The 20,762-nt window shown below is 57.0% G+C and carries 16 protein-coding genes; 10 read left to right on the top strand and 6 right to left on the bottom strand.

The annotated features are described in order from the left end of the window. The first annotated feature begins 11 nt into the window (after window positions 1-11). The 8 genes from AC0XWG_RS04575 to AC0XWG_RS04540 all read left to right on the top strand — a co-directional run bounded on the left by AC0XWG_RS04575 (window position 12) and on the right by AC0XWG_RS04540 (window position 7,383). Window positions 12-653 (top strand): DUF4310 family protein, encoded by a 642-nt coding sequence (locus AC0XWG_RS04575; RefSeq protein WP_015572508.1) that lies wholly within the window; start codon window positions 12-14, stop codon window positions 651-653. 42 nt (window positions 654-695) lie between these two features. Beyond that, on the top strand, window positions 696-1,829 hold the full coding sequence (locus tag AC0XWG_RS04570) for an amidohydrolase/deacetylase family metallohydrolase (protein WP_475680423.1): 1,134 nt from the start codon (window positions 696-698) through the stop codon (window positions 1,827-1,829). Continuing rightward, entirely contained in the window at window positions 1,813-2,931 is a 1,119-nt protein-coding gene (locus AC0XWG_RS04565) for a DgaE family pyridoxal phosphate-dependent ammonia lyase (protein WP_475680422.1), read from the top strand. The genes AC0XWG_RS04570 and AC0XWG_RS04565 overlap by 17 nt, the downstream gene beginning before the upstream one ends. Then, window positions 2,928-3,668, top strand: coding sequence for a 2-dehydro-3-deoxy-phosphogluconate aldolase (dagF, locus tag AC0XWG_RS04560; RefSeq protein WP_475680421.1), 741 nt, complete (start codon window positions 2,928-2,930; stop codon window positions 3,666-3,668). Before AC0XWG_RS04565 ends, dagF begins: the two co-directional genes overlap by 4 nt. 54 nt (window positions 3,669-3,722) lie before the next feature. Next, complete coding sequence (locus AC0XWG_RS04555) at window positions 3,723-4,859, top strand: lactonase family protein (protein WP_475680420.1); 1,137 nt, start codon at window positions 3,723-3,725, stop codon at window positions 4,857-4,859. A 19-nt stretch (window positions 4,860-4,878) separates the two neighbouring features. After that, entirely contained in the window at window positions 4,879-6,789 is a 1,911-nt protein-coding gene (locus AC0XWG_RS04550; RefSeq protein ID WP_128348277.1) for a BglG family transcription antiterminator, read from the top strand. Between the two features lie 77 nt (window positions 6,790-6,866). Continuing rightward, window positions 6,867-7,109: a type II toxin-antitoxin system RelB/DinJ family antitoxin gene (locus AC0XWG_RS04545; protein ID WP_128348276.1), complete on the top strand. Its 243-nt coding sequence runs from the start codon at window positions 6,867-6,869 to the stop codon at window positions 7,107-7,109. Beyond that, window positions 7,099-7,383, top strand: a complete 285-nt coding sequence (locus AC0XWG_RS04540) for a type II toxin-antitoxin system RelE family toxin (RefSeq protein ID WP_128348275.1) — start codon at window positions 7,099-7,101, stop codon at window positions 7,381-7,383. Before AC0XWG_RS04545 ends, AC0XWG_RS04540 begins: the two co-directional genes overlap by 11 nt. Before the next feature lie 3 nt (window positions 7,384-7,386). Here AC0XWG_RS04540 and nrdG read toward each other — a convergent pair whose 3' ends face one another. From nrdG to treR, 5 genes are all read right to left on the bottom strand, one after another. After that, window positions 7,387-7,851: an anaerobic ribonucleoside-triphosphate reductase-activating protein gene (gene nrdG / locus AC0XWG_RS04535; RefSeq protein ID WP_475680419.1), complete on the bottom strand. Its 465-nt coding sequence runs from the start codon at window positions 7,849-7,851 to the stop codon at window positions 7,387-7,389. 55 nt (window positions 7,852-7,906) lie between these two features. After that, window positions 7,907-10,045, bottom strand: coding sequence for an anaerobic ribonucleoside-triphosphate reductase (gene nrdD, locus AC0XWG_RS04530; RefSeq protein ID WP_028016496.1), 2,139 nt, complete (start codon window positions 10,043-10,045; stop codon window positions 7,907-7,909). A 372-nt stretch (window positions 10,046-10,417) separates the two neighbouring features. Continuing rightward, window positions 10,418-12,061: an alpha,alpha-phosphotrehalase gene (gene treC / locus AC0XWG_RS04525; protein ID WP_128348273.1), complete on the bottom strand. Its 1,644-nt coding sequence runs from the start codon at window positions 12,059-12,061 to the stop codon at window positions 10,418-10,420. Window positions 12,062-12,112: 51 nt separating this feature from the next. Further along, window positions 12,113-13,531, bottom strand: coding sequence for a PTS trehalose transporter subunit IIBC (gene treB / locus AC0XWG_RS04520; protein ID WP_049005214.1), 1,419 nt, complete (start codon window positions 13,529-13,531; stop codon window positions 12,113-12,115). Window positions 13,532-13,659: 128 nt separating this feature from the next. After that, window positions 13,660-14,607, bottom strand: coding sequence for a trehalose operon repressor TreR (treR, locus tag AC0XWG_RS04515; protein WP_028016499.1), 948 nt, complete (start codon window positions 14,605-14,607; stop codon window positions 13,660-13,662). A gap of 388 nt (window positions 14,608-14,995) precedes the next feature. Between treR and mgtA the strand changes: the two genes are divergently transcribed. Then, window positions 14,996-17,704 carry a magnesium-translocating P-type ATPase gene (gene mgtA / locus AC0XWG_RS04510; protein ID WP_475680418.1) on the top strand — a complete coding sequence of 903 codons (2,709 nt, stop codon included), beginning with the start codon at window positions 14,996-14,998 and terminating at the stop codon, window positions 17,702-17,704. Window positions 17,705-17,904: 200 nt separating this feature from the next. After that, the gene (locus AC0XWG_RS04505) at window positions 17,905-20,289 is read left to right on the top strand and encodes a beta-N-acetylhexosaminidase (RefSeq protein WP_475680417.1); all 2,385 of its coding nucleotides are present in this window, start codon (window positions 17,905-17,907) and stop codon (window positions 20,287-20,289) included. A 49-nt stretch (window positions 20,290-20,338) separates the two neighbouring features. Here AC0XWG_RS04505 and ridA read toward each other — a convergent pair whose 3' ends face one another. Then, window positions 20,339-20,725 carry a 2-iminobutanoate/2-iminopropanoate deaminase gene (gene ridA, locus AC0XWG_RS04500; RefSeq protein ID WP_014068687.1) on the bottom strand — a complete coding sequence of 129 codons (387 nt, stop codon included), beginning with the start codon at window positions 20,723-20,725 and terminating at the stop codon, window positions 20,339-20,341. Between the last annotated feature and the right edge of the window lie 37 nt (window positions 20,726-20,762).

The following is a 20,762-nucleotide window of genomic DNA, read 5'->3' as shown; positions in this document are numbered from 1 at the left end:
GGAGCCTCTAAATGGAACAGAATAAAGGTTTTTGGTATGCCGACTGGTCGTTCCCGATCTTCGTTGGCCTGCTCTCCTCCGGCGTGTTCGCCGGTACGCACATGTACTACCTCTACGGCATTGGCGCGTTCAACGAAGTGGCCTTCGTGGCGATGCTGAAAGCGGGGATTGATACCGGCGTGTACGGCGCGGTGGCGGCATTCGGTGCGAGCTTCCTGTTCGCCCGTATTATCGAAGGCTCGCTGGTCGGTATTCTCGATATCGGCGGGGCGATCCAGACCGGCGTGGGCCTCGGTGTCCCGGCGCTGCTGCTGGGCGCGGGCATCATGTTCCCGGTGACCAACTTTATTGCCGCGCTGATCACCGGCCTGGTGATTGGTCTGGCGATTGGCTACGTCATCATCCTGGCGCGCAAGTTCACCATCAACCAGAGCAACTCCACCTACGGAGCGGACGTGATGATGGGCGCGGGTAACGCCTCCGGTCGCTTCCTCGGGCCGTTGATTATTCTCAGCGCCATGACTGCCTCCATTCCTATCGGTGTCGGTTCACTGGTGGGCGCGCTGCTGTTCTACATCTGGCAGAAACCGATTACCGGTGGCGCCATCCTCGGCGCAATGATTTTGGGCTGGCTGTTCCCGGTCGCCCTTTAATACCCACGGGCGCTCCGGCGCCCGTCTTATCAGGAGATCCTCATGTTTGATTTACTCCTGCGCCGTGCGCGCCTTGCCGACGATACCCTGACCGATATCGCCATTCAGGACGGGAAAATCGCGGCGTTGGGCGAGATTACTGCCCTTGCCCGTAAAACGGTTGAGTTGAACGGCGATGTGTTCGTCAGCGCAGGCTGGATTGACTCCCACGTTCACTGTTACCCGAACTCCCCGATTTATCACGACGAACCAGACAGCGTAGGTATTGCTACTGGCGTCACCTCCGTGGTGGATGCAGGCAGTACCGGCGCGGATGACGTGGACGATTTTTACGAAATCACCCGCAAAGCCTCAACCGACGTCTTTGCCCTGCTGAACATCTCCCGCGTGGGGCTGATAGCCCAGAACGAACTGGCCAACATGGCGAATATTGATGCAGATGCCGTGAAGCAGGCGGTAAAACGCTATCCGGATTTTATCGTCGGCCTGAAAGCGCGTATGAGCAGCAGCGTGGTGGGTGAAAACGGCATTACGCCGCTGGAGTGCGCCAAAGAAATTCAGAAAGAGAACGGCGATCTGCCGCTGATGGTTCACATTGGCAACAACCCGCCGAACCTCGACGAAATTGCCGAACTGCTGAGTTCCGGCGACATCATTACCCACTGCTACAACGGCAAACCCAACCGCATTCTGACGCCGTCCGGCGAACTGCGAGCGTCCATTACGTCTGCGCTAAAACGCGGCGTGCGGCTGGACGTCGGCCACGGCACGGCGAGCTTTAGCTTTGAAGTGGCAAAACGCGCCATCGCAATGGGCATTCTGCCGCACACCATCAGCTCGGATATCTACTGCCGTAACCGCATTAATGGCCCGGTAGGGTCGCTGGCGAGCGTGATGTCGAAATTCCTCGCCATCGGCATGTCGCTGCCGCAGGTGATTGACTGCGTGACCGCGAACGCCGCCGACGGCCTGCGCCTGGCGCGTAAAGGCCGCATTCAGGCGGGTCTCGACGCTGACCTGACGTTGTTCACCATTAAGCGTCAGCCAACGGTATTAACCGATGCCGAAAACGACAGCCTGCAGGCTGAACACATTTTGGTGCCGCTTGCCGCGATTCGTGCGGGCAAGGGCTACATGACAGAACAAGGGAGCACGGAACATGCCTTCGATTTATGAGAAATACCACTTAAAGCAAGTCATCAACACCTCCGGCCGCATGACGGCGCTGGGTGTCTCCACGCCGCGCCCGGAAGTGGTGCAGGCGGCGATGGACGGCATGAACCACTATTTCGAGATGAAGGATCTGGTCAACAAAACCGGTGAATACATCGCGAAACTGCTGGAAGTAGAAGGCGCGACAGTGGTTTCCTGCGCGTCAGCAGGGATTGCCCAGTCCGTGGCGGCAGTGCTGGTAAAAGACAGCGACTGGCTGCTGGAAAACCTGCACGTTACCCCGATTGAGAACAACGAGATCGTGCTGCCGAAAGGCCACAACGTGAACTTTGGCGCGCCGGTAGGCACCATGGTCGCATTGGGCGGCGGCAAGCTGGTAGAAGCGGGATACGCCAATGAATGTTCAGCCGATCAGCTGGCGGCGGCAATCACCCCGCGCACGGCAGCGATCCTCTACATCAAATCTCACCACTGTGTGCAGAAAAGTATGCTCAGCGTAGAACAGGCGGCGGTTGTGGCACGTAAGCACGGCCTGCCGCTGATTGTCGATGCGGCGGCGGAAGAAGATTTGCACGTTTACTACCGTTCCGGTGCAGACCTGGTCATTTACAGCGGCGCGAAGGCGATTGAAGGGCCAACCAGTGGTCTGGTGATCGGCAAAACCCAGTACGTTGAATGGGTGAAACGCCAGACGGCGGGCATTGGCCGTGCGATGAAGGTCGGCAAAGAGGGCATTCTGGGCCTGACCTGCGCCATCGAACACTACCTCACGGCGACCAAAGAGAGCGGCGAAGAGATGGTGGCGAAGATGACGCCGTTTATCGAGGCGCTCAACACCCTGAACGGCGTGACGGCACGCGTGGTCTGGGACAGCGCCGGGCGCGATATCGCCCGCACCGAAATTAAGTTCGATGAAGCGACAACCGGCGTCGGCACCGGGGATTTGGTCTCGAAACTCAAGCAGGGTGACTACGCCATTTACTTCCGTGGCTACAAGGCCAACGAAGGGATTATCGAAGCGGACGTGCGCAGCGTGAATGCTGATCAGCTAAACATTGTTTACCGCCGCATAAGCGAAGTATTAGGACAGGAGAAAAACGCATGAAACTGACCCCCAACTTTTACCGTGATCGCGTCTGCCTGAACGTGCTGGCGGGCTCTAAAGCCAATGCCAGTGCCATTTACGAAGCGGCAGAAGGTCATGTGCTGGTGGGCGTGCTCTCCAAAAATTACCCGGATGTGGCAAGCGCCGTTGCTGATATGCGTGAATACGCTCAGCTTATTGATAACGCGCTGTCCGTTGGCCTGGGGGCGGGCGATCCGAACCAGTCGGCGATGGTGAGTGAAATTTCCCGCCAGGTGCAGCCGCAGCACGTAAACCAGGTCTTTACCGGCGTAGCAACCAGCCGCGCGCTGTTGGGACAAAACGACTCCGTGGTCAACGGTCTGGTTTCTCCAACCGGAACCGTCGGCATGGTGAAAATCTCTACCGGCCCGCTGAGCAGCGAGGCACCGGACGGTATCGTTCCGGTGGAAACGGCAATTGCTCTGCTGAAAGATTTTGGCGGTAGCTCCATTAAATATTTCCCGATGGGTGGCCTGAAATGCCGTGATGAGTACAAAGCGGTGGCGGAAGCCTGCGCGCGTCACGACTTCTGGCTGGAGCCAACCGGCGGTATCGATCTGGAAAATTACGAAGAGATCCTGCAGATCGCCCTGGACGCGGGCGTGAGCAAAATCATCCCGCATATCTACAGCTCGATTATCGACAAAGCCAGCGGCGATACGCGCCCGGAAGATGTGCGCACGTTGCTTGCGATGACGAAAAAGTTAGTTAAGTAGTCCCTCACCCTAACCCTCTCCCACCGGGAGAGGGGATAATGATCAGGAGCCACCATGCACACCCGTAACCTGCTTGTTGCTTCACTCTCTCTGCTTGCTACTTCCGCTGTTGCCCAGACTCATTACGCCTGGGTGGGAACCTATAATCCTAACGGTGAAGGGCTGTACCGTTTTACCGTCGATCCGCAAAGCGGTGCGCTTGCGGATAAAACGCTGGTCAGCACGTTGCCGAATGCTGCACAGCTTACCGTCTCGCATGATGGCAAAACGCTCTATCTGGCGAGTGAAGTAGAGCAGGGCGTGGTGCAGGCGCTGCGGGTGAATGACAACGGTGAGCTGAGTGAGCTCAATCAGGTGGCTTCCGGTGGCGCAGGGCCGGTTTACCTTTCGCTGACGCCGAATGGTCGCCATCTGCTGGTGGCAAACTACGTCAGCGGAACGATTGCCGTTCTGCCGGTCAAAGCCGATGGCAGCCTGGGTGATGCCACGGACAAACATCAGGATCAGGGCGAACCGGGAGCGGCGAAGCCGGAAGCCGCTGCGGAGGGCAGTTTCGCTATCAGCGATCATAACGGGCCTCATGCACACATGATCGCCGCCGATCCGAGCGGAAAATACGTGTTTTCAACCGATCTGGGGCTGGATCGCATCTATCAGTATCGCTTTGACGATCGAAGCGGAAAGCTGACGCCTAACGATCCACCGTTTATCAACGCCTCCTCGAAAGGGGCCGGGCCGCGCCACTTTGTCTTTACGCCAAAAGGCGATGCCCTGTGGTTGATTAACGAAGAGGCGTCTACGCTGACTCACTATACTGTGGATGCAAACGGCAGCCTGAAAGAGGGCAAAACGCTCTCCGCCCTGCCGAAAGGTTACAAAGGCACCAGTTTTGCTGCAGGTCTGGCGTTAAGTGCGGATGGTAAGCAACTGTATGTGGCTAACCGTTTGCATAACAGCATCGGGCACTTTACCGTAACAGCGGAAGGCACGCTGACGCATCAGGATGATGTCTGGACCCGTGGTGACTACCCGCGCACCCTGACGCTCGATAAACAGGGGCGTTGGCTGTACGTCATGAATCAACGCAGCGATAACATTACCCGTTTCCGCGTGGCGCAGGACGGCAAGCTCAGCTTTGAGCCAGACTATACGCCGGTCGGTAGCCCATCTCAGATGGTCATTTCACCCTAAGCCGTAAGAGGACAACGACGTGCGATTTCCGAATCAACGTTTAGCGCAACTTTTCGATCTGTTGCAAAACGAGACGCTGCCGCAGGATGAACTGGCGCAGCGGCTGTCGGTTTCCACGCGAACCGTCCGCGCTGATATCACGGCCCTGAACGCGCTGCTGGCGAGCCACGGCGCGCAGTTTATTCTGAGCCGGGGGAATGGTTATCAGCTTAAAATTGATGACGCCGAGCGTTATCAGCAATTGCAGGCCTCCCACCCGCGCGCGCTGCGTATTCCCCGAACCGGGATGGAGCGCGTGCATTATCTGGTGGTGCGTTTTCTTACCTCGGCATTTTCTCTCAAACTTGAGGATCTGGCTGACGAGTGGTTCGTCAGCCGCGCCACGCTGCAAAGCGACATGGCGGAAGTGCGCGAGTGGTTCCACCGTTATAATCTGACGCTGGAAACCCGACCGCGCCATGGTATGAAGCTGTTTGGCAGCGAGATGTCGACCCGTGCCTGTCTGACGGACTTGCTCTGGGAGCTGGCACAGCAGGACAGTCTGAACCCGTTGGTGACCGACGTGGCGCTCAATGCAGGTGTGGCAGAACAGATGGTGCCTGTACTGCACGATGCGCTAACACGCCACCATATCCGCCTGACCGACGAAGGTGAGTTGTTCCTTCGCCTGTACTGTGCGGTATCGGTACGTCGTATCAGCGAAGGCTATCCACTGCCGGAATTCCATGCCGAAGATGTGGAAGAGAACGTGCGTGACGCCGCGAAAGATATCGCAGTGTCCATTCAGCATCTGGCGGGCAAAACGCTTTCGCCGTCGGAAGAGAGCTGGCTTTGCGTACACATTGCCGCGCGGCAGATCCAGGAGATAGCACCCAGCGCGATCAACGCTGACGACGACGAAGCGCTGGTCAACTACATCCTGCGTTACATCAACACTCACTATAACTACAACCTGCTCAGTGACGAGCAGCTGCACGCGGATCTGCTCACACACATTAAAACCATGATCACCCGGGTGCGGTACCAAATCATGATCCCCAATCCGCTGCTGGAAAACATCAAGCAGCACTACCCGATGGCATGGGATATGACCCTCGCGGCGGTATCGAGCTGGGGCAAATACACACCGTATGTGATCAGCGAAAACGAGATTGGTTTTCTGGTATTACATATTGGCGTTGGGCTGGAGCGCCATTACAACATTGGCTACCAGCGACAGCCGCGCGTGCTGCTGGTGTGCGACGCCGGAAACGCCATGGTGCGTATGATTGAGGCGGTGCTGCAGCGCAAATACCCGCAGATTGAGGTGACGCGCACGCTCACCCTGCGCGAGTACGAGCTGGCGGAAATGATTAGCGAAGACTTTGTGATCGCCACCGCCCGCGTCAGCGAAAAGTCGAAACCGGTGGTGATGATCGCCCCATTCCCGACTGACTATCAGTTAGAACAGATCGGCAAGCTGGTGCTGGTGGACCGCACCCGCCCGTGGATGCTGGATAAATACTTCGATGCAGCCCATTTCCGCATTATCGACACGCCCGTTGATCAGCAAACGCTGTTCCGTGAACTGTGCGCGCAGCTTGAAGGCGAGGGGTTTGTCGGCGCGGAGTTCCTGGATTCCGTCGTCGAGCGTGAAGCCATCGTCAGCACCATGCTCGGCGATGGCATTGCGCTGCCGCACTCACTCGGCCTGCTGGCGCAGAAAACGGTAGTCTATACCGTGCTCGCCCCGCACGGCGTCCCGTGGGGCGACGAAACCGCACACGTCATCTTCCTGCTCGCCATCAGCAAAAGCGAGTACGAAGAGGCGATGGCGATATACGATATCTTCGTCACCTTCCTGCGTGAACGGGCGATGTCGCGGCTCTGTAGCTGCGGAGATTTTGCCGAGTTTAAGGCAGTGGCGATGGAGAGTTTGAGCCGGTTTTGAGAGGCGTTATCCAGAATTCGATGTAATGCGAATGTAATGCTAAACTGCATTACGCATTCGATTTTACTGGAGGCATAATGGCCACGCTGAACGTCCGTCTGGATGACAAACTCAAAAACGAGGCTTATGCCGTGCTGGAAAAACTCAATATCACCCCAACGGAAGCCGTGCGATTACTGTTTCAGTACGTCGCGGAGACGGGACGTATGCCGGTGAAAACGGTCACCATTAGCGACAATGAAGATGAACTGATACAGGCAGTCCGGGAGCGGCTGGCTTATCCGCAAAAGGGAATTAAGGTTAGTCTGGATGACTTATGAACTGGCATTTGATCCGAGGGCGTTAAAGGAATGGAGCAAGCTGGGGGAGACTGTAAAAGACCAGTTTAAGAAGAAACTAGCGGACGTATTGGTGAACCCAAGGGTCGAATTGGCCCGCCTGCATGGTCTACCGGATTGCTACAAAATAAAACTCAGATCCCAGGGTTATCGTTTGGTCTATCAGGTTCAGGAAAACGTTGTAACGGTATTTGTTATCGCTATCGGTAAGAGAGAGAAAGCAGCCGTTTATCATGATGCAAACAAACGGCTCTAACGATCACCGCAGATGATGCACAACCTGATTGCTGCTGCCGCGCCAGATCAGCGCCGGGTCTTTTAAATCCTGCACGAATTTGCCGTCGACCAGCACGTTAATCAGATCCACCACTTCCATTTGCTGCGCGTTCAGCTCATCCAGCTTGTAGCCTGTCCAGACCCAGATATCTTTTCCCGTACATTCGCGGCGAATGCGTTTAACCAGCTTCAGGATTTCCGGCACGTTTTGCGGGTGGAGCGGGTCGCCACCGGAAAGTGAAATCCCCTGACGTTTGATGCGCGTGTCGTTGAGATCGTTAATGATCCGGTCTTCCATCTCTGCGGTGAACGGCATACCGGAATTTAAACGCCAGGTGCTTTTGTTGTAGCAGCCGGGGCATTCGTGGACGCAGCCTGAGACGAACAGGGTGCAGCGGGTGCCGGGACCGTTGACGATGTCGACGGGATAATATTGATGATAATTCATAGCGTTAACCTTAGGCCCTCTCCCTCTGGGAGAGGGAGAGAACTCTGCACAGAACTTACCCGATCTGCCCATTCCCCAAATGCTTCACGCGGCGCTTCACCTCTTCCTGCTTGCCGGCGTTGAACGGACGCGCATCCGGGCTGCCGAGATAGCCGCACACGCGGCGGGTCACAGAGACGCGAGCCGCATCGTGATTGCCGCATTTCGGGCAGGTGAAGCCTTTGCTGGTGCACTCAAACTCACCGGTAAATCCGCATTCGTAACACTCGTCGATTGGCGTGTTGGTCCCGTAATACGGCACGTGCTGATAGCTGTAATCCCATACGTCTTCCAGCGCTTTCAGGTTATGCTGAATGTTTGGGTACTCGCCATAGCAGATGAAGCCGCCGCTGGCGATCGGCGGGTACGCCGCTTCAAAGTCGATTTTGTCGTACGGGTTCACCTTCTTCTCCACGTCGAGGTGGAAGCTGTTGGTGTAGTAACCTTTGTCGGTTACCCCTTCCACAATCCCGAACTCGGCGGTGTCCAGACGGCAGAAACGGTCGCAGAGGTTTTCGCTCGGCGTACTGTACAGGCTGAAGCCGTAGCCGGTTTCCTCTTTCCACTGATCAACGGCGTCGCGCAGGCGCTGAACGATGGCGATGCCTTTCTCACGCAGGGCTTCGCTGTCGTACATATGCGTGCCGCCAGCCAATGCGTTGATGGTCTCGTGAATACCGATATAGCCCAGCGAAATCGACGCACGACCATTTTTGAAGATCTCAGACACGTCATCGTCCGCTTTCAGACGCACGCCGCAGGCCCCTTCCATGTAGAGGATTGGCGCCACGCGGGCTTTGACCCCTTCCAGACGCGCAATGCGGGTCATCAACGCTTTGCGCGCCAGCTGCAGGCGCTCGTCCAGCAATTTCCAGAACTCGGCCTCATTGCCTTTGGCTTCCAGCGCGATGCGCGGCAGGTTCAGGCTGATGACGCCGAGGTTGTTGCGCCCGTCGTGGATCTGCTCGCCGTTTTCATCTTCGTAGACGCCGAGGAAGCTGCGGCAGCCCATAGGCGTTTTAAACGAACCGGTGACTTTAACGACCTGATCGTAGTTCAGGATGTCCGGATACATGCGCTTGCTCGCGCACTCCAGCGCCAGCTGTTTGATGTCGTAGTTCGGATCGCCAAACTTATGGTTCAGGCCGTCGCGGATGGCGAACACCAGTTTCGGGAACACGGCGGTTTTGCGGTTTTTGCCGAGGCCGGAAATACGGTTGCGCAGGATCGACTGCTGAATCAGGCGCGATTCCCAGCTGGTGCCCAGGCCAAAACCGAAGGTCACAAACGGCGTCTGGCCGTTGGCGGTGTGCAGCGTGTTCACCTCATATTCCAGCGACTGGAAGGCGTCGTAGCACTCTTTCTCGGTGCGGGAATGGGCGTAGCCGTCCGCGTCCGGGATCTGCCACTCTTCTGCCGTTTTACGGTGCTTGTTGAAGCTTGCCGTCACGAACGGAGCCAGCACTTCATCAATGCGGTTAATGGTGGTGCCGCCGTAAATGTGGCTGGCGACCTGGGCGATAATCTGTGCCGTGACCGCCGTGGCCGTGGAGATTGATTTTGGCGGTTCAATCTCGGCGTTACCCATTTTAAAACCGTGGGTCAGCATGCCTTTCAGGTCGATCAGCATGCAGTTGAACATCGGGAAGAATGGCGAGTAGTCGAGATCGTGATAGTGGATCTCACCGCGCTCGTGCGCCGACACCACGTCGCGCGGCAGCAGGTGCTGGCGGGCATAGTGTTTAGCGACGATACCGGCCAGCAGATCGCGCTGGGTCGGGATCACTTTACTGTCTTTGTTGGCGTTTTCATTCAGTAGGGCGGAGTTGGTCTGCTCTACCAGGCCACGGATCTCCTGGTTCAGACGGCCGCGCTTCTCACGCTCAACGTCACGATCGTGACGGTATTCAATGTAGGCACGGGCTAACTGCTTGTAAGGACCCGCCATCAGCTGGTTCTCAACCGCGGTCTGGATCTCGTTGATATCCACCTGGTTGCGTTCATTCATCTGGCTGCTAACGACTTCTGCGACGGTGGCGCAGTAATCTGCGTCATCGACTCCCGCTGCTTTAGCTGCACGCAGAATGGCTTCCTGGATGCGCTCTGATTTAAACGGCACTTTACAGCCATCACGTTTCATCACATGCGGTGTCATGATCACTCCATTTTAAAAACAGGTTATCCACAGAGGTGGAGAAGTATTCAGAGGCTGTATTGTCAGCCAGGTGAGTGACTTCCCTCGTTCCCGACATTTGTTATCCACAATTCCGGAGAGCTGAGTCGCCGTCTTGTTGTTGGAATAGTAGACGATAAATACAAGATGTTGGGTCGGCGTGCATTTTAAGTGCTACATATAGTGATTTGCATCAAACATGTTTGCGTTTTATTTGATTCAGAACAAAGTAAAAAGACGAGAGTACAAACGACGGGCGCTTCAGCGATTGTAAATACGGGCAGGAAAAACCTGATTAATTATTCAACAAAAACAGTAAAATAAGCCGGGCACGGTATTGTGCCCGGCGTCGCATTACGGTTGCAGCCACCAGACGGCTTCAAACGGACGTAGGCTGGTGGTTTGTGGCGCGGCATAGTTGCTCATTACTGGCTGCCATTCGCCACTGAGGGCGTCATTCTGCCATGTCTGGCTCTCGCAGCTGAGGTTCGCCACCACAATCAGCGTCTTTCCCTGCCACTGACGACGGTAGCACCACAGAGAAGGATGTTCTGGCAGGAGATCCTCATAATCCCCCCACGTCAGTACCGGCAGGGTTTTACGCAGGCTAATCAACGACTGATAGGTGTAAAACACCGAATCCGGGTCGTCCAGCGCGGCGCGGGCGTTTACCGTCTCGTAGTTGTCGCAAACGCCAATCCACGGCTCACCTTCGGTGAAGCCCGCATTGTGCGAAGCGTCCCACTGCATTGGCGTGCGGCCGTTATCGCGGGATTTACTCGCCAGAATCGCCAGTAATTCGTCCGGATCGCGCCCGCTGGCCCGCAGTTCGGCGAACATGTTCAGGCTTTCCACGTCACGGTAATCGGTGATGCGGCTGAAGTGCGGGTTGGTCATGCCAAGTTCTTCACCCTGATAGATATACGGCGTACCTTGCATGCCGTGCAGCACCATGCCGAGCATCTTCGCAGCCTGAACGCGGTATTCGCCTTCGTCACCAAAGCGCGACACGATGCGCGGCTGGTCGTGGTTACACCAGAACAGCGCGTTCCAGGCTTTGTTGTGCATGCCCTGCTGCCAGTGGCGGAAGAGGGTTTTTAGCGCGACAAAGTCCGGTTTCGCCTGCGTCCACTTTTCGCCGCCGGGATAATCCACCTTCAGGTGGTGGAAGTTAAAGGTCATCGACAATTCACTGCCATCAAGAGAGGCATACTGCTGGCAGTTTTCCAGCGAGGTCGAGGACATCTCACCCACCGTCATCAGATTGCGCGGCGTAAAGACGTCGCGGCTCATCTCCCGCAGATATTCATGAATGCGCGGCCCGTCGGTGTAGAAACGACGGCCATCACCCGTCTCGTCATTCGGGAAATCCTGATCTTTTGAGATCAGGTTAATCACGTCGAGACGTAAGCCGTCCACGCCGCGTTCGGCCCAGAATTCGCACACCTTTTTCAGCTCGGCGCGCACTTCAGGGTTTTCCCAGTTGAGATCCGCCTGCTCCGGAGCAAAGAGGTGCAGGTAGTACTGTTCGCTCTCGGCGTGCCAGCGCCAGGCGTTGCCGCCAAACTTGGAGCGCCAGTTGTTGGGAAGCTGCTCCGGCGTGCCGTCGCGCCAGATATAAAACTGGCGGTACGGACTCTCTTGATTCAGTGATTCGCGGAACCAGGCATGCTGCGTTGACGTATGGTTAAACACCATATCCAGCACGATGCGAATGCCGCGCTCATGCGCCCTGGCGACCAGTTCGTCAAAATCATCCAGTGTGCCAAAGGACGGGTCGATGGCGGTGTAATTCGCCACGTCGTAGCCGTTATCCACCTGCGGGGAGATATAAAACGGTGTCAGCCAGATGGCGTCGATACCGAGGGTTTTCAGGTAGTCCAGACGCTGCGTCACGCCGCGTAAATCACCGGTGCCGCTGCCAGTGGTGTCCTGGAAACTCTTTGGATAGATCTGATAGATGACGCCGTTCTGCCACCAGTGAGGAAGGGTATTCATAATGCGTTCCTGCAAATGCGAAGGGGCGCAACTGCGCCCCGAAAGATAAAGTTAAACAATCTGCAGCGAGCCCTGACGGAACTTACGCTGGTAAACCACGGTGGTGAGCGCCATTGGGACGATAATCGCGATGGCCATCGCCAGGGCAAACACCTGCCAGAAAGCGGGCTGGATGGAGAGAATGCCCGGCAGACCGCCAACACCGATACCGTTCGCCATTACGCCGTTCAGACCGCACACCAGCCCTGCCAGACCGGAACCGATCATCGCGCAGAGCATCGGGAAACGGTATTTCAGGTTGATACCGTACATCGCCGGCTCGGTCACGCCGAGGTAGGCGGAGATGGCAGCCGGAACGGAGATTTCACGCTCGTTATGTTTACGGCTGACCAGAATAATGCCGGTTACCGCAGACGCCTGTGCGATGTTAGACAGGGCGATAATCGGCCAGACCGGCGTACCGCCAAGGCTCTGAATCATCTGCATATCAATGGCCAGGGTGGTCTGGTGCACGCCGGTGATCACCAGCGGGGCGTACAGGAAGCCAAACAGCGCGGCACCAATCGGCGCGAAGCTGCCGGTCATCAGGTGACGAACCGCGAAGGCCACGCCGTCGCCGATCATGCGGCCAAACGGACCGATAAAGGCATGCGCCAGGAATACGGCAATAATCAGTGAGCAAACCGGAACCACCACCAGATAAAGGTAATCCGGGACGATGCGTTTTAAGCGAGTCTCAATAAAGCCCAACGCCAGACCTGCCAGCAACGCCGGAATGACCTGCGCCTGATAGCCCACTTTAGCGATGGTAAACAGACCAAAGTTCCACACTTCCGGCACCTGCTGACCAAGTAAGTAAGCGTTCATTAACTGTGGAGAGACCAGCGTGACGCCCAGCACGATACCGAGAATCGGCGTGCCGCCCATTTTGCGCACTGCGGACCAGCAGATCCCGACCGGCAGGTAGAAGAAGATCGCTTCGCCAATCAGCCACAGGAAGTCGTAAACGGTTTTCAGCGCCGGGTACATCTGCGCCAGGGTTTTGCCGTCGCTCATCGGCACATCACCGATGACGTTACGGAAGCCTAAAATTAAGCCCCCGCTGATCAGCGCTGGCAGCAGCGGGAAGAAGATTTCCGCGAAGTGGGAAATCAGCTGCTCGTGCCACTTCATGTTCTGGCGCGCGGCTTTCTTTGCCTGCTCTTTATCGGCAGAAGAGTGCCCGGTAGTCGCCAGCAGAGCCTGATAGTAATCGCCCACTTCGGTACCTATAACGACCTGGAACTGACCGGCGTTGGTGAAGCAGCCTTTAACCATTGAGAGTTCTTCAATGGCTTTCGGGTTGGCTTTGGCCGGATCGTTCAGCACGAAACGCAGGCGGGTAATGCAATGGCTGACGGTTGCGATGTTTTCGCGCCCGCCGACCAGGACGATCAGCCGATCGATATCTGCTTGTTTGACTTTACTCATCATGAAACCTCATGACAGATGGTTAGGGGTGTAATGACCTGAGCGCAAGCCTACTCCTTCATCGTAACGGCGAAAATGGGAACGTTCCCGAAATCGGGCGAAGATCACAATAAACCGTTGAGCGGGGGTTAAGAGAGGTGGGCAGGAATAACGATCTGGCGCGGCTCAGTTCGCCCGTTGATCTGCTCGATCAGCTGTGTGGCGGCCTGTCTGCCGGACTCGGCGTAGCCCGGGTCGACTGTAATAATTTCCGGGTGCAGAAACTTCATCAGCGGCGTGCTGCCGACGCTCGCGACCTGCAGATCGTCGATGCCCTGTTCCTGCAAATATTTGCTCGCACCCAGCGCCAGGGTATCCGTGGCACACACCAGCGCGGTGGTCTGCGGCGTCAGGACGCTGGCGACCTGCTCGTAGCCCTGCTTCATCCCCAGCCCCGGCAGGGAGGCCACGGCAGAGAGGTTGTGCTTTTTGCAAAATGCCAGGTAGGCTTCGTGGCGACGCTTGCCGGTAGTGACGTCCGCGTGCGGCACGCCGAGGAAACTAATGTGGCGATGACCTTTATCGAATAGTCGCTGCATCAGGGTGATAATCGCGCCTTCGTCGTCATAACAAACGGAGGCAAAACCGTTGGCATCGCGCGCCAACAGCACCAGCGAAGGTTGCCAGGGTTTCAGTATCTCTTCCTGAATGCCGGTAAAACCAAACAGCACCACGCCGTCAATGTTGCGTCGCTGAAGCATCCCCAGATGCTCTTCAACCAGTTGGGGAGAGAACTGGCTCTCCATCATGATCGGATCGTAGCCTTGTTCATAGAAGGCGGGCAGCATGGTCTGAACGGCGAGGTTTTCCGACAGCGAATCCAGACGCGAAACAATAATGGCCACCACCTTGTCACTCTGTCCCCGCATGGCACGCGCAGAGCGGGAAGGGGAAAAACCGTGCTGATTCATCACCGCTTCAACGCGCTCGCGAGTACGCTCGCTGACGCCACTTTCGTTGTTCAGCACGCGCGACACGGTGGATTTCCCCACGCCGCTTAAACGCGCGATGTCTTTAATCGTAAGGCGGTTCTGCATGCTGTATTCCCTGTAACAACAACAAAGTGGTTAATTGAGCCTAATGACTGAGCACAATTTCGCTATGGGCAAAGTCTGGTTTACGTTCGGTTTATTTGCAGGGGGGTATAATACCGCCCGAATCATCACAAAGGGTACGCTTAAATCCTTATACTGCGCGGCGACACCCTGTTTTTTACTTACCGGAGGCTTCATGGATCCCGATCCCACACCTCTCCTGAACGGGAGAAGACGTTCTTTCCGGTAAGCCAGCCTTTTGCTGTCTCACCGGCGTGAGGCAGCAACGTCATAAACGTTCCTGCTTGAAAAATTGAGTGCCTCTCAGGTACGGCCTTGCCACGCCTGAAGGAAATGCTGCGTCCGCGTTTGCGGATGTGGAGGAATGACTATGTTGAAAAATATTACCCGGCAACTACAGGCCCTGTTAAGCCGCCACCTGCCACATCGCCTGGTTCAGCGCGACCCGCTGCCCAATGCCAAAAACATGGCTGGCGCGGCGATCCCCGCTTCTCTGACCGAGCGCTGCCTGAATGTGGCAGCAATGGATGAAAACGAAGTCTGGCGCGCCTTTGGCGGACACCCGGAAGGGCTGAATGCGGCCGAAGTGGAAAAAATCCGCGCCTTGCATGGCGATAACCAGATCCCGGCGCAAAAACCGTCTCCGTGGTGGGTGCATCTGTGGCTCTGCTACCGCAACCCCTTCAACCTGCTGCTGACCGTGCTCGGCATCATCTCTTATGCCACGGAAGATCTGTTTGCCGCAGGCGTGATTGCCCTGATGGTGGGGATCTCCACGCTGCTGAACTTTATTCAGGAAGCCCGGTCCACCAAAGCGGCGGATGCCCTGAAGGCGATGGTCAGTAACACCGCGACAGTCTCGCGCGTGATTAACGAACTCGGCGAAAACGCCTGGGTGGAACTGCCCATCGACCAGCTGGTGCCGGGCGATCTGGTGAAGCTTGCCGCAGGGGATATGATCCCGGCGGATTTACGCATCATCCAGGCACGCGATCTGTTTGTCGCGCAGGCCTCCCTGACCGGGGAATCCCTGCCTGTGGAAAAGGTGGCGCGCAGCCGCGACCCGCAGCAGATGAACCCGCTCGAGTGCGATACCCTGTGCTTTATGGGAACCACGGTGGTGAGCGGCACCGCGCAGGCGATTGTCACCGCCACCGGGGGCAACACCTGGTTTGGTCAGCTTGCCGGGCGCGTCAGTGAGCAGGAGAGTGAACCCAATGCCTTCCAGAAAGGGATTGGTCGCGTCAGCATGCTGCTGATCCGCTTTATGATGGTGATGACGCCGATCGTACTGCTGATCAACGGCTATACCAAAGGCGACTGGTGGGAAGCGGCGCTGTTTGCGCTCTCCGTGGCCGTCGGCTTAACGCCGGAAATGCTGCCGATGATTGTGACCTCTACGCTGGCGCGTGGGGCGGTGAAGCTCTCTAAACAGAAAGTGATCGTTAAACACCTCGACGCCATTCAAAACTTTGGCGCGATGGACATTCTCTGCACCGATAAAACCGGCACCCTGACGCAGGACAAAATCGTGCTGGAGAACCACACCGATATCTCCGGTAAAACCAGCGAGCGTGTCCTGCACAGCGCGTGGCTGAACAGCCACTACCAGACCGGGCTGAAAAACCTGCTCGACGTCGCGGTGCTGGAAGGGGTGGATGAAGAGTCTGCCCGCACGCTCTCTGGCCGCTGGCAGAAGGTGGATGAGATCCCGTTCGACTTCGAGCGCCGCCGTATGTCGGTGGTGGTGAGCGAGCAGGCGGATGTCCATCAGCTGATCTGCAAAGGTGCGCTGCAGGAGATCCTGAATGTGTCAACGCAGGTGCGCTATAACGGTGACATCGTGCCGCTGGACGACACCATGCTGCGCCGCATCAAGCGCGTCACCGACAACCTGAACCGCCAGGGGCTGCGCGTGGTGGCGGTAGCGAGCAAGTTCCTGCCAGCCCGCGAGGGGGATTATCAGCGTATTGACGAATCCGATCTGATCCTCGAGGGCTACATCGCCTTCCTCGATCCGCCGAAAGAGACCACCGCACCGGCGCTGAAAGCGCTGAAGGCGAGCGGGATTACCGTGAAAATCCTCACCGGGGACAGCGAACTGGTGGCGGCGAAAGTGTGCCACGAAGTGGGGCTGGATGCGGGTGATGTGGTGGTGGGGAGCGATATTGAGCATCTCTCCGACGACGAACTGGCAAAACTGGCGCAGCACACCACGCTGTTTGCCCGCCTGACGCCGATGCACAAAGAACGTATTGTCACCCTGCTGCGTCGTGAAGGTCACGTGGTGGGCTTTATGGGCGATGGCATCAACGATGCACCCGCCCTGCGAGCAGCGGATATTGGCATCTCCGTGGATGGTGCGGTGGATATTGCCCGTGAAGCGGCCGACATCATTCTGCTGGAAAAGAGCCTGATGGTGCTGGAGGAAGGGGTTATCGAAGGGCGTCGTACTTTTGCGAATATGCTCAAGTACATCAAAATGACCGCCAGCTCCAACTTCGGAAACGTCTTCAGCGTTCTGGTGGCGAGTGCATTTTTGCCGTTCCTGCCAATGTTGCCGCTGCATCTGCTGATCCAGAACCTGATGTACGATGTGTCTCAGGTGGCGATCCCGTTTGATAACGTGGACGATGAACAGATCCAGAAGCCACAGCGCTGGAACCCGGCCGATCTGGGGCGCTTTATGCTGTTCTTTGGCCCGATCAGCTCCATCTTTGACATCCTGACCTTCTGCCTGATGTGGTTTGTGTTCCATGCCAACACGCCGGAACACCAGACGCTGTTCCAGTCTGGCTGGTTTGTGGTGGGGCTGCTGTCGCAGACGCTGATTGTGCATATGATCCGCACCCGCCGCATTCCGTTCATCCAGAGCCGTGCCGCGTGGCCGCTGATTGTGATGACGGGGATTGTGATGGCGCTTGGGATCGCGCTGCCGTTCTCGCCGCTGGCGAGCTACCTGCAGCTGCAGGCGCTGCCGCTGAGCTACTTCCCATGGCTGGTGGCGATCCTTGCGGGTTACATGGTACTGACGCAGATGGTGAAAGGATTCTACAGCCGTCGGTATGGATGGCAGTAACGGCAAGCCCGGTGGCGCTGCGCTTACCGGGCCTACGATCCGAACGTAGGCCGGGTAAGGCGAAGCCGCCACCCGGCAGCTGGCTTTCCTCTCAAATTCAACAACCTGTGATCTCCGTCGGCGCATTCGCTTGACGACAAATTGAGCGCATGTTAACAGAATGTTTTGCCTTTATTTGGCCCGTCAGATAAGGAACATTCATGTTACGGTACAGTCTCTTAACCGCCGGGCTGATGCTCGGCTTCTCTGCGTTTGCCGCCCCGGCAGGCGATCTCCCCCTGATGCCCTGGCCTGCAAAGGTCGAACGCCCGACAACCCAGGGCACGCTGGTGCTCAGCAACAACGTTTCCATTAGCGTCAGCGGGGACGATCTCGGTGACGCCGTCAACCGCCTTCGCCAGCGCATCGCTCTGCAAACGGGCTGGACGCTCCAGCCGCAGGCTGAAAAGCCGGAAAAACCGACCATCCGCATTGCCATCGCCAGAAAGGTCAAGCCCCAGCCGCTGCCGGATAGCGATGAAAGCTATAAGCTGACGGTGGATGCCAGCGGTGTCGATATCTCCGCCAACACCCGTTTCGGCGCATTGCGCGCCATGGAAACCCTGCTCCAGCTGATACAGAACGGCGCGGAAAACACCTCGCTGCCGTGGGTTGCCATTGAAGATTCGCCACGCTTCCCGTGGCGCGGGCTGCTGCTCGATTCGGCGCGTCACTTTATCCCGCTGGCGGATATCAAGCGCCAGATCGACGGTATGGCTGCCGCAAAACTTAACGTATTGCACTGGCATCTGACCGACGATCAGGGCTGGCGCTTCAGCTCGACGCGCTATCCAAAGCTCACTCAGCTTGCCAGCGACGGGCTGTTTTACACGCCTGAGCAGATGCGCGAGGTCGTTCGCTATGCGACCGAGCGCGGTATTCGCGTGGTGCCAGAGATCGACATGCCGGGCCACGCGTCGGCCATTGCCGTGGCTTACCCGGAACTGATGAGTGCGCCGGGGCCATACAAAATGGAGCGTAACTGGGGTGTGCTCAAGCCGGTACTGGATCCCACTAAAGACGCAACCTATGCCTTTGCTGATGCGATGGTCAGCGAACTGGCAGCGATCTTCCCCGATCCGTATCTGCATATCGGTGGTGATGAGGTGGATGACAGCCAGTGGAAAGCGAACCCGACCATTCAACAGTTTATGCGCGACCACAAACTGGCGGACAGCCACGCATTGCAGGCGTATTTCAACCGCAAGCTGGAGACGATCCTTGAAAAACATCACCGCCAGATGGTCGGCTGGGACGAGATCTACCACCCGGATCTGCCAAAAAGCATTCTGATCCAGTCCTGGCAGGGGCAGGACGCGCTGGGGCAGGTGGCACAAAGCGGCTACAAAGGTATTCTCTCGACAGGCTTCTATCTCGACCAGCCTCAGTCCACGGCCTATCACTATCGCAATGAAATCGTCCCACAGGGATTAAACGGTGTGGATGTGATTGCCGACACTGACAGCGTCCAGAGCTGGGCCTTCTCCATGCCGCGTCTGAAAGGTAAACCGGTAGAAGGGAGTTTCACCCTGGTGAAAGGGGAATCTGGCTGGCGCGGGTTTATTGATTTCGCCGGGAAATCCCGCCGCGCGGTGCAGGATATTGAATGGCGTGATGACAGCCAGGTGACGTTCACCGTCGATACCTGGATGGGCGAAACGCGGCCGGTTGTCTCCGTTGAAAACGATAAGCTGAGCGGCTATTTCCTCGTGGGGAATACGCGCTACCCGATTAGCGGCACGCGTCTGGACGACGTGCCGAAAGGCATTCCACCTGTCGTGCCGGACGTAGCGAATCAGGCCAACCTGCTCGGCGGTGAAGCCGCGCTGTGGGCGGAAAACGTGGTGGCGCCGGTGCTGGATATCCGCCTGTGGCCGCGTACTTTTGCAGTGGCGGAGCGGCTGTGGTCCGCGCAGGACGTCAACGATGTCGACAACATGTATACCCGTCTGCAGGCAATGGACAGCTGGTCGACGGTATCGGTCGGGTTGCAGCAGCATACCCAGCAGCAGGTGCAGTTCACGCGGCTGGCGAACAATGCCGACACCTTGCCGCTGCAAATCCTCGCCCAGGCGGTAGAGCCGGCACAGTATTACACGCGTCAGCATCTGAAGTTCCAGGCCGGAAACTATCATCAGTTTGAGCCGCTTAACCGGTTCGCCGATGCGCTGAACGCCGAAAGTTCCACCGTGCGCCAGATGAACAAATGGGCTGACCGTCTGGTCAGCGATGCAGAAGACACGGAAAGTGCTGACGCGCTGCGTCACGTCTTCAACCGCTGGCAGAGCAACACCAGCGATGCGCTGGCATTAAGCGAAAATAGCTACCAGCTGAAGGCGATAAAACCGGTTATCCAGGAGGTGGACAAGCTTGCCTCCATTGGTCTGAGGTTGACGGATCTGGTGGCCCGTCAGGGGACGCTGGATGATAAAGAGATCGCGTCGATTCAACGCGAGCTGGATAACGCGGCGAAAGTTCAGGATGAAGTGGTGATTGCGGCGGTTTATCCGCTGGAGACGCTGCTGCGCGCGACGCGCAATCAATAGCGGGCAACAAAAAAGGCAGCCAGGCTGCCTTTTTTATCGCAAAAGCGAATTAGCGACGAACGGCAATCGCTTCAATTTCGATTTTCACGTCTTTTGGCAGACGTGCAACTTCCACGCAGGAGCGCGCCGGGAATGTCGCGTTGTGCTCGGTGAAGAAGGCTTCGTAAGTGGCGTTAACGGTCGCGAAATCGTTAAGATCTTTCACGAAAACGGTGGTTTTCACGATATCGCCAACTTTCAGACCGGCAGATTCCACAATTGCCTGCACGTTCTCCAGCGACTGACGCGCCTGTGCCGCCACGTCTTCCGGCACAGCGCCGGTTTTCGGGTTCACCGGGATCTGGCCAGAGGTAATAATCATGCTACCCAGATCAACGCCCTGAACGTATGGGCCGATAGCCGCTGGTGCATTTTCCGTCGCGAGTACTTTGGTCATGATTTCTCCAGAATAACAGCTGATTAAATGTTCCCGG

It is taken from the genome of Enterobacter sp. DVT3837, assembly GCF_056238685.1.
Note: the sequence above shows the minus strand (reverse complement) of the source record. Positions and strands in the feature narration are given on the sequence as shown.